This window comes from Mucilaginibacter flavidus (assembly GCF_024055575.1).
In the GTDB taxonomy this organism is placed as follows: Bacteria; Bacteroidota; Bacteroidia; order Sphingobacteriales; family Sphingobacteriaceae; genus Mucilaginibacter; species Mucilaginibacter flavidus.
In genome coordinates this window covers 841,584-856,229 of the sequence record NZ_JAMXOE010000001.1, presented here as the reverse complement: position 1 = coordinate 856,229, position 14,646 = coordinate 841,584, and the positions used below count along the sequence as shown (strand labels likewise).

Sequence of the window (14,646 nt, the reverse complement as noted above, 5' to 3'; positions counted from 1 at the left end):
AAAGTTCATAGCCGTAATTGTATAGCGCATCGGGCGAATGCAATTCGCCCCTACATTAATACCTGCTACTGCTACTTCCCACTGCCACTATTTTCCTAACCTCTAATCTCCAGTCTTTAATTACTCACTTTTCAGGCTCTTCACAGGGTTGGCCAGCGCGGCTTTTACCGAGCGGATGCTGATGGTTATAAATGCTATCAGCATTGCTATTATGCCGGCGCCTAAAAATATCCACCAGTGTATATCAACTCTGTAAGCAAAGCTTTGCAGCCATTTGCTGATGGCAAACCAGGCAATTGGCGTTGCGATAACCGCCGCAACCAGCACCAGCAGCACCAGTTCTTTTGCAAGCATGTTTACGATGTGGCTTATGCGTGCGCCTAATACCTTACGGATGCCGATTTCTTTAACACGCTGTTGCGCGGTAAATGTTACCAGGCCAAACAGTCCCAAACAAGCTATGGCAATTGCAATCACCGTGAAAATCAGCAGCAGGTTGCCTTGTTTTTGTTCCGATTGGTACTGGGCGGCAAAATTTTGGTCGAGGAAGTGATAATCGATTTTATTCTCCGGGTCAAATTGTGCATAAACCTGCTGCAGGTAATTAATTGCTGCAGGGATATTGTTTTTGCTTAAGCGTACATACAGGTTGTCCTTGTCGTTGGAGACGTAAGGAAGGTTCAAAACCATTGGGCTTATTTTATGCTGAAGCGAATAAGTGTTAAAATCGTTGGTAACGCCAACAATGGTTGAGTAAAGTACCACGCCATGGTCGACCCCTGTAGGCACGCGCTTTCCTATCGGGTTTTTCCAGCCATACTCTTTTACCAGTGTTTCGTTCACCAGGATTGCGTGGTTAGCCGTGTCTGAAACACCTTTGATGAAATTACGGCCCTGCACCATTTTGATCTGCATTGCCGGGATAAAATCTTCATCAATAATTAACGACTCAACCAGTTTGGTATCCGGTGAGTTGCGCCCGTCGGTACCAATGTTAAAACCCATTGAACCGATATCGTTATTGCCGATTGGGTTACCCGCAGCGGCAACGCTTTGTATCAGTGGGTTTTGCAGCAATTGCGCTTTAATTTGTTCTGTTTTTGCGCGGGCGCCCTTATTATTGATATGGAAAGTTAACACCTGCGATTTGTTGAAGCCTAAATCCTTCTCCAACACATAATGCAGCTGCTGGTATATTACGCTTGAGCCTACTATCATTACAACAGTTATCACAAACTGGAAAACTACCAACCCTTTCCTGAATATTATGGTTGACGATTGGTTACCCAACTGCCCTTTCATGGCGGGTATGGTTTTAAAGCCTGATAGGAACAATGCCGGATAGATACCACTGATAATACCCGCTATAAAGGCGAAGGCGGCGAATATAAAGAGCGATTTAGCCGTCCCAAAATACCAGATGTCTAAGCCCTTTCCCGATAAATGATTGAAGTAGGGGATAGCGGTTTGTATTACAAGCATGCCGGCAACAGTAGCCAGCGTAGCCAGCAATATCGATTCGGCAAAGAACATCATTATTAAATTGGCTTTGCCTGAGCCGATGACTTTGCGGATGCCTATTTCTTTTATTCGTACTGATGAACGCGCGGTGGTCAGGTTAACATAATTTATAATGGCAATGGCCAATATTAGCAGACCAACTACACTGAATACGTACATGTAGGCAATATTACCGCTGTTACCCATTTCATAGTCGAGCTTCGAGTGCAGGTGAATTGAGGTGAGCGGCTGCAGCTCCATATTGTATTTAACACCAGCGAAATAGGGCTTTAAATATTTGTTGAAAAATGCGCCTGATTTAGCCTCTATCTTTTTATAATCATCGTGATTTTTAAGTAAAACAAACGTGAACAGGTTTGCAGCTGGCCAGTTGCCGGTAAGGTTTGCGTTAAACGACCGCAGTGCGCTGAACTTAAAGGTTGAGTTTGCAGGCACGTCGTTAATTACCCCGGTAACCGTTTGCGCATCGTTTTTATCAAAATAGATGGTTTTATCAACGGCGTAGGTGGCATCGCCAAATATCTTTTCGGCGAGTGTTTTTGTTAAAACAATTGAGTTTGGTTTTGATAAGGCAGTTTCGGGGTCGCCTGATAAAAAGTGGTAAGTAAACACATTAAATATGGCTGCATCTGCAAATGAAATGTCGCCTGCGTCAATCTGCTTATCGCCATAAGTTATTTTGCCACCACCTTCCTGGTCAATGCGGATGGCTTCTTCTACTTCCGGGTAATCGGCCTTTAACGCCGGTGCATACGGTACTGAGGTAATAGCCAGGTTAAAGCCGCCGTTATCCCATTTGCCATGCTGAGCGACACGGAAAATACGGTCCGATTTTTCGTTATAGCGGTCGTAACTCCATTCGTCGGTTACGTATAAGGCAATAATCCAGAATGCAGCTACGCCTATTGCCAGGCCGCAAATATTTACCAATGAAAAAAAACGATGCTTGTGCAGGTTTCTCCAGGCGATTTTAAAATAGTTTTTTATCATGGTATTAGTTCAATTGTTCATTAGTTCATTGGTGGAAGTTCATAGTTTAAGGTTCATAGCCGAAGGTTTTCCTAATCTCTAACCTCCAGTCTCTAATCACTCCGACTTCAAACTCTTTACCGGGTTTGCCAGCGCAGCTTTAATGCTTTGATAGCTAACCGTTAATAATGTAATTGTCATTGCGCCAACACCTGCAACCGCAAATATCCACCAGGTAATTTGGGTGCGAAATTGGTAGCCCAACAGCCACTTATGCATAAAGTAATATGAAAAAGGCGTGGCAATAAGCAATGCAATAACTACCAACGCTACAAAATCTTTTGATAATAATTGCCATAAGTTAAACACCGTAGCACCGAGCACCTTACGTACGCCAATTTCTTTGATGCGCTGCTCGGCCATAAACGATGCCATGCCAAACAAGCCCAGGCACGAAATGAAAATGGCAAGCCCCGCAAAAACGGTAGCAATATCGCCTATGCGCTGCTCGTCTGAAAACTTCCGTGCATATTCGTCATCAACAAATTTAAAATCGAACGGGCTGCCGGGATTGTATTTTTGAAATACAGGCGCAATTTTACTCAGCGCATCTTGTACAGCTGCTTTGGGATTTATGCGGACAGTAATCAAATTAACCCATCCCGGTTCCATGTGAAAAATGGTTGCTATTGTTTGTTTATAAGGCGACTCCATTATCATATCTTTTACCACGCCGGTAATAGCGTGGTCTTTGCCGTCCCACCTCATTATTTTACCTACAGGGTTTTTAATGCCGCTAAGCTTTACGGCCGATTCGTTTAAAATAAAGGCCCCGGTATCCGAAGGGAAATTTCTTGAAAAATCGCGCCCTTCAATAATTTTCCAGCCAATGGTATTGCCAAAATCCTGGGTAACGGCAATGGTGCCGAAAGTAGGGTCGAACCCCGGCGTTTTTCCCATCCAATCAAAGCCCCCGTTGTTTGACCATATTTGTGTAGTCGAGCTGTTTGATTCTGCCATATCCGCTACGGCGCCGGTTTTAATCAAATCGTTTCTCAAAGCATCGTAGTGGCCATGAATCTCGGGCGTATTCATGTTAACTGTAATCAGGCCGCTTCGGTTATAACCAACTGGGATATTTTTGGCAAATTGTATTTGCCTGTAAACTACAATAGTGCCTATTATTAACACTATCGACACTGTAAATTGAACAACTACCAGCGCCTTGCGTGGCAACGCGGCTAAACGGCCCGCTTTAAAAGTGCCTTTTAATACTTTAATGGGTTTAAAACCCGACAGGTAAAAGGCAGGATAACTTCCTGATATAATACCGGTTAAAAAAGTAAAAGTGAGTGCGATCAGCCAAAATAAAGGGCTGCCCCAGGGAATACTTACGGTTTTGCCTGCTATTGTATTAAAGTATGGCACGGCCAGTATCATCAATATTATTGTTAGCGCAAAAGCTAAAAACACAACCAGCATCGATTCGCTTAAAAACTGCCTGATAAGCTGCCCCCTCAATGAACCAATGGCTTTGCGGATGCCCACTTCCCTGGCTCTTTTCTCGCTGCGGGCTGTGCTTAAATTCATAAAATTAATACAGGCCAGTAACAATACAAATGCGCCGATTATTCCAAACAGCCAGGTAAACTTTATACGTCCCCCAACCGAAACGCCATTTTGAAATTCGCTGTACAAATGCCATTTCGCCATAGGGAACACCTGCATTGTTTCGTCATTCATTTTAAAGTGAGGCTTGGTAATGTTCCTTATTTTGGCCGATACTTTGGCAAAATCGGCTTGTGCATTCAGTTCTACAAAAAGATGGCAGCCATGGTTAGACCATGCTGTGGTTTGCGTGTTCCACCAGTTTGCCGGATCCTTCCAGGGCATCATAAACATGGTTTGGCTAAAAGTGGTATTATGCGGCAAATCTTCATAAACACCGGCAACCTTCAGGTTGGTTTTATTGTCAACCTTCAGGGTTTGATTAATAGGGTTGGCGTCGCCATATAATGACTTTGCTACGGAGGCCGACAGGAGGATAGATGCAGGGTCGTTAAATGTATTATAATTACCTTGAACCATCACCAACGACAATATTGCGGGTAGGTCTGGTTCAGCCCACATGCCATTCAGCGATAATTTTTTGGCGCCTATTGCCAGTATATGTGTTCCCTCCCATGTAAGGGCGACACGTTTAAAATCGGCCGGGTACTTTCTCTGCAATTCATTACTGAGCGGTACCACCGTTGATTGAAAGGTCCCGGTTTCGCCATTGCTGGTTTGCGTAGTCATCAACTGACCAATGCGGTCATAGTTTTGATGATATTTATCATACGATAATTCATCCCATATCCATAGACCAATCAGCATGGCCACCATCATACCAACGGCCAGTCCGCTAATATTTATTAGTGACGAGGTTTTATTTTTTATAATGTTCCTCCAGGCAATTTTAAAATAGTTTTTTATCATGGTAGCTAGTTCATTAGTTCAACGGTTTATTATTTCATTGGTGGGACTACGACACCGTACACATAACTTTTCACGGATTCTTCAATTCAAAACTGTGCCGATAATTTAAATGTCTGATTATCAGTTTTTTACCAACTATTTATGCATTATATAAATGGTGCATATCCGTACGGTAAGTGTACGGTTTTGTTACAGTGCCTTAACTCCAAAATACATTTCCGCCTTAGTATAATTGTCTTATTTTTAATAGCTTATAATCAAATTTCTTTTTATAATATTGTCTATTCCCCTGATAAATTATAAACCTAATTTTTAAGCCTATTATGAAACCTATTATCGTGATCTTAGTTGCCTGCGTGTTGTTTTCGTGCGGTAACTCCAAGACGAACAGCGCTGCGACCGCAAAAAATGCCAGCGTTATTAGCGACAAAGTAATTACAGCGGATGAGCAGAAGCAGCTGGTACCTGATTCGGTTATTGCATTGCTTAAAGCGGGGAACCAAAGTTTTTACACCCATAAAGGAACGTTAAAAAACGATAGTCTGCGGATTCATTTAACTGCATCGGGACAATACCCTATGGCTGCTGTTTTATCATGTATCGATTCGCGGGTGCCAGTTGAAGATGTTTTTAATATGGGCATTGGTGACTTGTTCGTAGCGCGTGTGGCTGGAAATATTGAAGACCAGGACATATTGGGCAGCCTTGAGTATGCATGCAACATAGCCGGTGCCAAAATAATATTAGTACTTGGACATGAGCATTGCGGCGCGGTAAAATCAGCTATTGATAACGTAAAACTCGGCAATATAACCGCATTACTAACCAGGATACAGCCGGCTGTGGATGCTGTAAAAACGCCAGGCAAAAGGTCATCAAAAAATGAAGCGCTGGTGCATGACGTTGCCAGGAAAAACGTGGAGTTAACAATCGACAAGATGCGCACCGATAGCCCTATCCTAAACAAAATGGAGCAGGAAAAGAAGATTAAGATTGTGGGGGGCATGTACGATTTGGACTCAGGAAAAATAACTTTCTTTTAACTGCCGGCTGTAATATTTTACGGCATTGGTATTTATCCGCATTGAAAAATGACCTGCATGTTTGTGCCTTTAATTGAACCGGTTGATTATGAATAAATTGATTGGAAGGCGTTTGGTACTATTGCGTATCAAACGCCTTCCAATTGACTATTAATCAATTATTTATATAGTAGTTTGTGCTTGTATGATTAATTTTGTTTGATAGATTTGGTTATTATAATCCTGCTATAACAATAGCACCCTCGCAATTCCTAATTTTTATTCAATCATGAAAAGAAAATTCATTTCACTTTCCATTGCTTCGGCTTGTTTGGTTTTGGCCGCCGCTAACCTCGCCAACGCGCAACGAAAACACCTGCCATATTCGGCTGCCAATAAATCGGTAAAAGTTTATGTAACCGCCAAAGGTACCGATGACCGGATGAAGCAAACCGAAACGCTTACTTTTAAAAGTAGCCCGCAACCGGTTGAAACCGAAGTTGCCATTTTTGTGGACCCGTCAAAAACGTTCCAGACTATGCTGGGGATAGGTGGCGCTTTGACTGACGCCTCAGCCGAGATATTTTACAAATTACCTAAAGACAAGCAAAAGGAATTGCTGACTGCCTATTACGACAAGGAAAAAGGTATTGGTTATACCATTGGCCGTACCAGTATAGCCAGCAGCGATTTTTCGAGCGGAACGTACGGTTATATAAAAGATAATGATGTGTCGCTTAAATCATTTGATGTTAGTCATGATAAGCAATACCGCATACCATTTATAAAAGAAGTTACCAAGGCGGCAGGGGGTAAGCTTACTTTGTTTGCTACACCCTGGAGCCCGCCGGGATGGATGAAAAGTAATGGCGATGTGTTGCACGGTGGCAAACTGCTGGCCAAGTACGACCAGCCCTGGGCCAACTTCTACATCAAATTTATCCAGACTTACGAAAAACTGGGCATTCCTATCTGGGGCCTTTCGGTGCAAAACGAGCCGATGGCAACGCAAACCTGGGAATCGTGCCTTTACACTGCTGAGGACGAGCGCGATTTTATCAAGAACTTTTTGGGTCCAGCCTTATACAAAGCGGGCATGCAAAGCAAAAAGCTAATCATTTGGGACCATAATCGCGATTTACTTTACCAGCGAGCCAGCACTATACTGGAAGACCCGGCAACGGCCAAATACGTTTGGGGCATAGGTTTCCACTGGTACGAAACCTGGACCGGCGCGGGGATGGACTTTGAAAGCACCCGCCTTGTAAATAAAGCTTTCCCTGATAAGAATTTGATATTTACCGAAGGCTGCGTGGAAAAATTTGATTTTAACAGGCTGAATGATTGGTCACTGGGCGAACGTTACGGACTGTCGATGATCAACGACTTCAACGCCGGTACCGTAGGCTGGACGGACTGGAACGTGCTACTTGATGAAAAAGGCGGGCCAAACCACGTGGGTAATTTTTGCTTTGCACCTGTGCATGCCGATACGCGTAACGGCAGTTTAATTTATACCAACTCGTACTATTACCTTGGCCATTTCAGCAAGTTTATTCAACCCGGTGCCAAACGCATAGTAAGCGCAGCAAGCAGGGATAAACTGTTAACCACCGCCTATATCAACCCCGATGGCAAGTTGGCCGTTGTGGTAATGAACGGCGGCGATGAGAACATCGATTATTCGTTATGGATAAAGGGGAAAGCTGCTAAAACTACGGCGCTGGCGCATTCGATTGCGACGTTGGTGGTGGAGTAACATTATTAAGAAAGTAAATTTATGCCCGTTTAAACTTTGAGATTAGACGGGCATTTTTATTAGTGAGATTTAAACTATGGACGTCATATTATTAATGAATGATTGCATTGATAGCCGGCAGGTATTCAACAAACCAACCTGGTAAATCAGCTACTGGAATTGACGACACAATAATACCTGAAGTTAACGTTGCCAGGGTGATATGATGAATTTCAGAAGTATCAACAATAGTTAAGTGGTCTATGAACCTGAAATTGATATTGAGCATCTCAAGGTTTCCTATAAAATTAGCTTCAATTGTAGATCTATCAACGTAATGTCCACCTTCAGTAACCCTGTCTGCAACCCTTAATTGTGATAAGTCGGGGCTTGTTAACCCCAAAAAAAATAGATGAATGGCATATCCTGCGGCTTTAAAGCGTTTTGGCGTGTCCCAAGTCGCGCTATTTGTAAAATGTCCTTCGTAAACAAAATTGTCATTGTTTGTTAACGCATCATCTGCAAGTTTTTCAAATGTATCGACTACATGTTGAAAAGCTATTTTCTTTGCCTCTTTTGGCGAACGTGTAATTGCTGGGAATAATTCGCGTTGCTTAGCCACAAAAAGAAGGTCTCCATCAAATACCGGATATTTATCGTGAATATGTTTTGGCAAATATTCGGGCCCAACGGTTGATTTACCCGCCCCATTTGACCCGGTAATGATGTAAAGTGAAGGCATTACAACAGATTAAAACCGTAGCGAACCGATTGGGCTTCTTTGTCAGAAAGTTTACGGATTATTTCGAAAGAACGGGCATCGGCAGCAACAATTACTATATTTATACTTCCGTCCGGATATTCAAGATAACTTTGTTTGGATGGTAAATCTTTAGAGTTAATCATAAAAGGTTTGCCAGCAGCAAGTTTATTGCTACGTAATCGCAATACTGCATCAGTCCCTTTTTTCTCTAAAATTTCAAGGTCGCTCATGAAAATTTTCTTTAAAGTCTTAGTCAAATATAACAAGAAAAGCGGCCATTAGCTGTTTTTTTGTTTACTAATACCACCACCAGCTGGACACGAAACTGGTTGTCGCGAACATGGATGCTCACAACCGTTATCATTCAAGCGAACGACGCGGGCGGACAAGACAATTTTTACGAAAAGTACTGACACTAATTTGTCAGTACTTTTCGCATTTTTAGCATAGTAAATAAGGTGAAAAGCGTATTTTTAATGCAGAAACAAGCTTTTTAGCAACATGGGTTAGCTTTTCACTGTTCCACCCTGTTCCTTATGTTCCACTGTGCACAGGAACATAAAACTATACTATAATGCTGATATAGGTTTACACTTCGACATCGATAAGCGACGGGGTTGCTGCGCTCGTACTTCGCTCGCAATAACAAGATTGGATTACTGCTAAACAAAAAAAGCGACCATCGGCCGCTTTTTTCATATTATATAAATATTGTGTTAGTCTTCAATCACCACACCCATATTACAAAACTTGTTTATCCTGTCGGTAACCAGTTCATCAATATTGCGCTCTTTTAGCACTTTCAAATCTTTTAGCAATTGTTTTTTAAGGATGCCAGCCATAGCAACAGGATCCTGGTGGGCGCCACCGAGGGGTTCTTTTATTACGCCGTCAATCAGTTTGTTTTTCAGCATTTCGGTGCTGGTTAGTTTCAGCATTTCTGCCGCACGCTCTTTTTGCTCCCAGGTTTTAAACAGGATGGTGGAGCAGTTTTCGGGAGAGATAACCGAATACCAGGAATTATCAAGCATTAATACCCTGTCACCAATGCCAATACCCAATGCACCGCCTGAAGCGCCTTCGCCAATCACTACGCAAATAATCGGCACTTTTAATATCGACATTTCGAGCAGGTTTCGGGCAATGGCTTCGCCCTGTCCTCGTTCTTCGGCTTCAAGGCCTGGAAACGCTCCCGGTGTATCAATAAGCGTAATAACGGGTTTGTTAAATTTCTCGGCAAGCTTCATTAGTCTTAATGCTTTGCGGTAGCCCTCTGGGTTAGCCATACCGAAGTTGCGCATCTGGCGCTCCTTGGTGTTGCGGCCTTTCTGGTGACCGATAAACATCGCTGTTTGCCCGCCTATGGTGCCGAAACCGCCAACTATTGCTTTGTCATCACCTACAGTACGGTCGCCGTGCAGTTCGATAAAATCGTCGCACATCAGCTCTAAATATTGCAGGGTGTAGGGTCTTTCGGGGTGGCGGGATATCTGTACTTTTTGCCAGCCGGTTAAGTTGGAGTATATGTCTTTTTTGGCGGCATCCAGTTTGCCTTCAAGCTCCAATATCGTTGCCGACATGTCAAGCTTGTTTTTATCTTCAACCTGCTTTACCTTTTCAATTTGCTGTTGCAACTCGGCAAGTGGTTTTTCAAAGTCAAAAGTAATCTTCATTCAACAATTTATTAATAGTGAGATGAACTTCCTGTATAAATCAATTCAAACCCGTTTGGTGATAATAAACATCAAAATGTTTTTACACTTAATTAGGGGGCGCTAAATTAAATAAATCTAATGGTATTTCAGTGAATTACCTTTTTTCTATCGACTCAATTTTGCGAACCTGCTGTTGTGTGAGTATGCTTTTGGTAACAAGGCAGGATTGTAAAATGGTGTTCCGCAACTCTCCCTGGTATAGGCCGTAGCGGTTTGCATAATATATCAGCGAACCGTTATCTACCCGGTTATATTTAAAAATACTATCAAGTGTTCGCTCATTGCGGATGACTATAAGGCCCATTTCCAGTATTTTGCGGCGCAGTTCTTTTACAATCGGCTTAAGTTTGGCTTCCTGTTCTGTGGTTAAATTAATCTCCTTTTTATATTTCAATGCTTTAACCGGCGATGGGTAATGATTCAACTCGGCCGCTAACGACATGTGGTATAAGTCGGTGCCGTTTAATAAGGCGGTGTATTCCTCATCAGTAATGGTTTTGAGTTGAGATTTTTTGATAATGGCGGTGTCAGGAGATTGGGCTCTTGCTGAAATTGTAATTGTCAAGGCAATCAGGGTAAGTAGTAGTTTCGGCATAAAGTGTTGATTTAGTTAGATTCGAATAGGTCGACCCAATACACCTAATCCAACCAAATAAACTCAATGAAAAGAAATTTGTTCGGTTACAATTTAAAAAACACCTTTTTTCGATACAAAAAATAACAAATCAACCATTCGAACCCGAAAATGCAAATTGCACCGACTATAACTTTTAATAATTCCCCGGCATCAAACCAGCCTAAAACGCCATTCGAAATTGCACTAACGTAGCCATTAAACCACCGGCTGCCTACAATTTCAAAAAACAGGTAGATGAAGATGGAATTCATCCCCACTATGGTAAAAAAGGTTAAATACTTCTTGTGTCCCGCTACATCAACCCACCAATAACTAAGGGCCAAAAACCAGAGGCACCAGCCTAAGGAAGCTATGGTGAATGATGTAGTTGCAATACGTTTAATTATCGGGGTGATATTCAACAAGTCCAGCCCAAAGCCAATAAGCAGGCAAATTGCGCCCCAGAGCATTATCCGGCCCAATTTGTTTTTGTTATCGCTTAGCAAGAGTTTGCCGATAAGCGCGCCGGCGATGGTGTGTACCGCAGTAGGGATGCAGTTTATGGCGACCCAGCCGCCCTTGTTTATTTTGTTCATCAGCAGCAAATCAATATAGTTGCCAAAGTTGTGCTGATCGGTAAATGGCTGATCGAAACCCTGTACATGGGTAAAGCGGTACAATACTTCGGTAAGCAACGGCAGCCCAATGCATATGCCAATTTGCGCTAATGAACTCCAGCGAAAAATGAGAAATGCTACCAAAGTAGTAAACGACAATTGGGTTAACACGTCCCATAGCTCGAATGATAAGCCTTTAGGCCGCACGGCATAATCCAAAACGCCCCAAAAAAACAGCCAGCCGCAACGCTTTAATGTTTTTATAAACGATTGGTTCCAGCTAACGCCATTTGCCCACTGCTTGTTTAACGAAAAAGCCATGGCCACGCCCGCCATAAACATAAACGAGGGCTGCACCAGGTCCCAGAAATGGAGTCCATGCCAGGGATGATGCGTAAATTGCTCAATAAATCCGTTGTGGGTATGCTCGTATAAATAATCGTACAAACCTGTCGACTCGATAGCTAAAAGTACCATAATAAACCCGCGAAGAAAATCGAGGGAAAGCAGTCGGTTAGATACGGAGGCTGAGGTTTTGGCGGTCATTTATTCCCTGGGTTTATTGGTAAGAATTGTTGGCGATAATTAATAAAGCTAAACAATATTTGGAAATTTAAAAGGGCTAATAAATGACCCAATAGCCCCTTGTTTATCATTTAATGCAAACATTTATGAAAATCTTTATCCACAGTTGCAATAAACGGGATAATATATCTGGCAATAATTGTCGCAGATAAGTTCAAAAAAGCAATTATTCGCTTAGCCGAATTGTTAGTTAAATATTATGATAACAGATAAGCCTGTATCATTATAAGTATTAAAATTTATTACATTCGGTCGATTTAAATTATTACCCGGGCGTTTTTTTGAGAAAGTTACTTTTAGCTTTTTGTGGTTTCTTATTGGCTGTATCGGTTAACGCGCAAAGCATTAAAAGTTTTGCGGAGTTTGGCGTCGGTATTGATGGAGGTTCTACCCTTGGTTATACCGACTTGGTGCGACAAAATCCAGGTTATAGCGCCGCTTTCCACTTCAATTATAATTTTAGCCCTTATTTCCCCATTTCTCTCGAACTGCAGCACGGACAACTATCGGGCGGCGGGAGTACTTTAGCACTTGATAAAAATCTGCGAAAATATAAAAACAACTACACAGCCATTGTTTTGCGTGCCGACATGCAGCTTGGTGAATTGCTTGATTACGACAGCGATATACTTGACCCGGTAAAAGGCCTTTTTGCCGGTTTTGGTTTTGGCGGAATCAATAACCAGGTAATAACCAACAGGATTAAGCCCGATGGGTCGCACTATATGTTTCCCGGGTTAGACCATAGCCTGGAATTTATTGCATCGGGAAGGGTAGGGTACGCTCTTCGGATTTACAACGGATTTGACGAACCGCAGTTTGTTATCACTTTTTGCTACATACATACTTTTGATATCGGCGATAACCTTGATGGATACAACGACCCGGTATCGAAGTTTAAAAACCACGATACCGACCATTACCGTCAAATTTCGGTTGGAATTACGTATAATTTTGGAAATATACAGCCTTATTATAAAGAGCGGTCGTACAGGAGGCGGAATTGATGATACAAGGCGAAGGGCAGGAGATTGGGTGGGATGGTATAAATAAGTTAATAGTCGATAGTCCATAGACCATATTTTATTCAGTTCAGGCTATGGTCTATCGTCCATGGACCATGGTCTTCTAAATAAACCTGATCAGATCGCTTAATTCTTTTTTATACGTTACGCCAACGGGTATTTCCTCATCATCGATCCACAGCCTGTTGTCCTGGATTTTGGTGATATAGTTTATGTTGATGATATAGGAGCGGTGCACCCGCAGCAGGTTTTTTGCAAAAGCAAGTTTGACCTCCAAAAAGCTTAAATTCTCGCTAAATATAACATGGCTCGCGTTGTAGTACAGTTCGCAATAGGCGCCATTGGCTTTTAAAAACCGAATATCGCTTACCATTATTTTTTTAAAGCTGCCGCCATCTTTAACAAAAATACTATCATTCATAAGGTAGGAAAATTCTGTTGCTTTTTGCGATGCTATTTCTTTGTTTGCGGAATGTTTTAACGCAAGATCGATGGCTATGCTGATATCGAGTTTAGTGAACGGTTTTGGAACATAGTGCACCGCGTTGGTTTCATAAATCGCTTTTTTGCGCACGCGTTCATCTGTGTTGTTGGTGATAAAGATAATAGTTGGGTCGCAAATCTTTTTAAGCTCAATTGCCGTGTCGATGCCGTTTGTATTATTGGCCAGCTCAATGTCCATAATTATAATGTCGGCAAGGCCGGGTTTGAAGTTTTTGAGCACCTCAATTCCTGAGTTAAACATGGCCGTTACTTCGTATCCAAGGTTTTCCAGCATTATCCGCAATGCCTCTGCGATGAATACTTCGTCCTCTACGACTACAATTTTAACTTTGCTTAACATATTACCAAAGTTATAATAACAAGTGGTTAAAAAATTATATTAACTGTAAATTTTGTGCCTGATGCAGGTGCAGGTTTTGTTACGATTGCACGGTAAATTTTGTTACGGTGGGAATGTCGACTTTTAGTTAAAGTGCTAAAAACGCGCATTCACAAAGTAAAATAGCCAATTCGTAAACTTGATGCGGCAAAATTAATAATTGGAGTTAAATTCATACCAAGTTTAGAAGCTAAAGTTGCCGGTGCCCGATACACACCCGTAACATCAAGACAGTGCTTTGATAACCCACCTAAACCTTATCACATATTTTAAAAAGTACGTGCCCGCATGGTCGCCTTGACAATATTTGTGCCGCCGTAACCATATTCAAACAAAATATCGGCGTCATGAACTGATATGTGATAACCAAAATTATGAAAAAGACATTGCCGGACAAGCAGGTGCAATAGAGGGCAGAACCTACCCAACCGCCAATGACGCCTGCCCTCCTTAAACGAAAGGAGGTATTTAAAGTGCGTATATTTCTATGCTTTGCAGCAATATTATTTGCTGTAACGATGATGGTAGGTTGTAAAAAAGACTCAACTGTAACCCCTGTAAAAAACTATCAAATTATTAAGCTTGCTCCTGTCGATTCAACGAATTTGAACGGTGGTCAAAACGGCCAAAAGCCCCCTCATAGCTAAAAATAAATAATATAAAAAAGGCTGCACATAAATGCGGCCTTTTTTATTACTTTTAAAGTTGTAAACT

General features: G+C 42.1%; 11 protein-coding genes. 3 read left to right on the top strand and 8 right to left on the bottom strand.

Annotated features, from left to right (window positions below; translation table 11 throughout):
• Positions 1-120 precede the first annotated feature (120 nt).
• Entirely contained in the window at positions 121-2,511 is a 2,391-nt protein-coding gene (locus NAF19_RS03860; RefSeq protein WP_252788460.1) for an ABC transporter permease, read from the bottom strand.
• 96 nt (positions 2,512-2,607) lie between these two features.
• Positions 2,608-4,968 (bottom strand): ABC transporter permease, encoded by a 2,361-nt coding sequence (locus tag NAF19_RS03855; RefSeq protein ID WP_252788459.1) that lies wholly within the window; start codon positions 4,966-4,968, stop codon positions 2,608-2,610.
• A gap of 323 nt (positions 4,969-5,291) precedes the next feature.
• Between NAF19_RS03855 and NAF19_RS03850 the strand changes: the two genes are divergently transcribed.
• Both NAF19_RS03850 and NAF19_RS03845 read left to right on the top strand, forming a co-directional pair.
• On the top strand, positions 5,292-6,011 hold the full coding sequence (locus tag NAF19_RS03850) for a carbonic anhydrase family protein (protein WP_252788457.1): 720 nt from the start codon (positions 5,292-5,294) through the stop codon (positions 6,009-6,011).
• A 268-nt stretch (positions 6,012-6,279) separates the two neighbouring features.
• A complete protein-coding gene (locus tag NAF19_RS03845; RefSeq protein WP_252788455.1) occupies positions 6,280-7,749 on the top strand; it encodes a glycoside hydrolase family 30 protein in 1,470 nt (489 codons plus the stop codon).
• A gap of 91 nt (positions 7,750-7,840) precedes the next feature.
• Here NAF19_RS03845 and NAF19_RS03840 read toward each other — a convergent pair whose 3' ends face one another.
• From NAF19_RS03840 to NAF19_RS03820, 5 genes are all read right to left on the bottom strand, one after another.
• Entirely contained in the window at positions 7,841-8,470 is a 630-nt protein-coding gene (locus tag NAF19_RS03840) for an ATPase (RefSeq protein WP_252788454.1), read from the bottom strand.
• Entirely contained in the window at positions 8,470-8,721 is a 252-nt protein-coding gene (locus tag NAF19_RS03835) for a hypothetical protein (protein WP_252788452.1), read from the bottom strand. Before NAF19_RS03835 ends, NAF19_RS03840 begins: the two co-directional genes overlap by 1 nt.
• 486 nt (positions 8,722-9,207) lie before the next feature.
• Entirely contained in the window at positions 9,208-10,164 is a 957-nt protein-coding gene (locus NAF19_RS03830; protein WP_252788451.1) for an acetyl-CoA carboxylase carboxyltransferase subunit alpha, read from the bottom strand.
• A 136-nt stretch (positions 10,165-10,300) separates the two neighbouring features.
• Positions 10,301-10,801, bottom strand: a complete 501-nt coding sequence (locus NAF19_RS03825) for a hypothetical protein (protein ID WP_252788450.1) — start codon at positions 10,799-10,801, stop codon at positions 10,301-10,303.
• Between the two features lie 86 nt (positions 10,802-10,887).
• Positions 10,888-11,985, bottom strand: coding sequence for an acyltransferase family protein (locus NAF19_RS03820; RefSeq protein ID WP_252788449.1), 1,098 nt, complete (start codon positions 11,983-11,985; stop codon positions 10,888-10,890).
• A gap of 320 nt (positions 11,986-12,305) precedes the next feature.
• Here NAF19_RS03820 and NAF19_RS03815 point away from each other — a divergent pair, with 320 nt between their 5' ends.
• Positions 12,306-13,031: a hypothetical protein gene (locus NAF19_RS03815; RefSeq protein ID WP_252788448.1), complete on the top strand. Its 726-nt coding sequence runs from the start codon at positions 12,306-12,308 to the stop codon at positions 13,029-13,031.
• Positions 13,032-13,152: 121 nt separating this feature from the next.
• On the opposite strand, the gene NAF19_RS03810 is transcribed toward NAF19_RS03815, so the two are convergent.
• Positions 13,153-13,893: a LytR/AlgR family response regulator transcription factor gene (locus NAF19_RS03810; RefSeq protein WP_252788447.1), complete on the bottom strand. Its 741-nt coding sequence runs from the start codon at positions 13,891-13,893 to the stop codon at positions 13,153-13,155.
• Positions 13,894-14,646: the final 753 nt, after the last annotated feature.

Excerpts from the sequence above, each read along its gene's own strand:
- NAF19_RS03860 (WP_252788460.1), bottom strand. The coding sequence starts at position 2,511 with ATGATAAAAAACTATTTTAAAATCGCCTGGAGAAACCTGCACAAGCAT.
- NAF19_RS03855 (WP_252788459.1), bottom strand. The coding sequence starts at position 4,968 with ATGATAAAAAACTATTTTAAAATTGCCTGGAGGAACATTATAAAAAAT.
- NAF19_RS03850 (WP_252788457.1), top strand. The coding sequence starts at position 5,292 with ATGAAACCTATTATCGTGATCTTAGTTGCCTGCGTGTTGTTTTCGTGC.
- NAF19_RS03845 (WP_252788455.1), top strand. The coding sequence starts at position 6,280 with ATGAAAAGAAAATTCATTTCACTTTCCATTGCTTCGGCTTGTTTGGTT.
- NAF19_RS03840 (WP_252788454.1), bottom strand. The coding sequence starts at position 8,470 with ATGCCTTCACTTTACATCATTACCGGGTCAAATGGGGCGGGTAAATCA.
- NAF19_RS03835 (WP_252788452.1), bottom strand. The coding sequence starts at position 8,721 with ATGAGCGACCTTGAAATTTTAGAGAAAAAAGGGACTGATGCAGTATTG.
- NAF19_RS03830 (WP_252788451.1), bottom strand. The coding sequence starts at position 10,164 with ATGAAGATTACTTTTGACTTTGAAAAACCACTTGCCGAGTTGCAACAG.
- NAF19_RS03825 (WP_252788450.1), bottom strand. The coding sequence starts at position 10,801 with ATGCCGAAACTACTACTTACCCTGATTGCCTTGACAATTACAATTTCA.
- NAF19_RS03820 (WP_252788449.1), bottom strand. The coding sequence starts at position 11,985 with ATGACCGCCAAAACCTCAGCCTCCGTATCTAACCGACTGCTTTCCCTC.
- NAF19_RS03810 (WP_252788447.1), bottom strand. The coding sequence starts at position 13,893 with ATGTTAAGCAAAGTTAAAATTGTAGTCGTAGAGGACGAAGTATTCATC.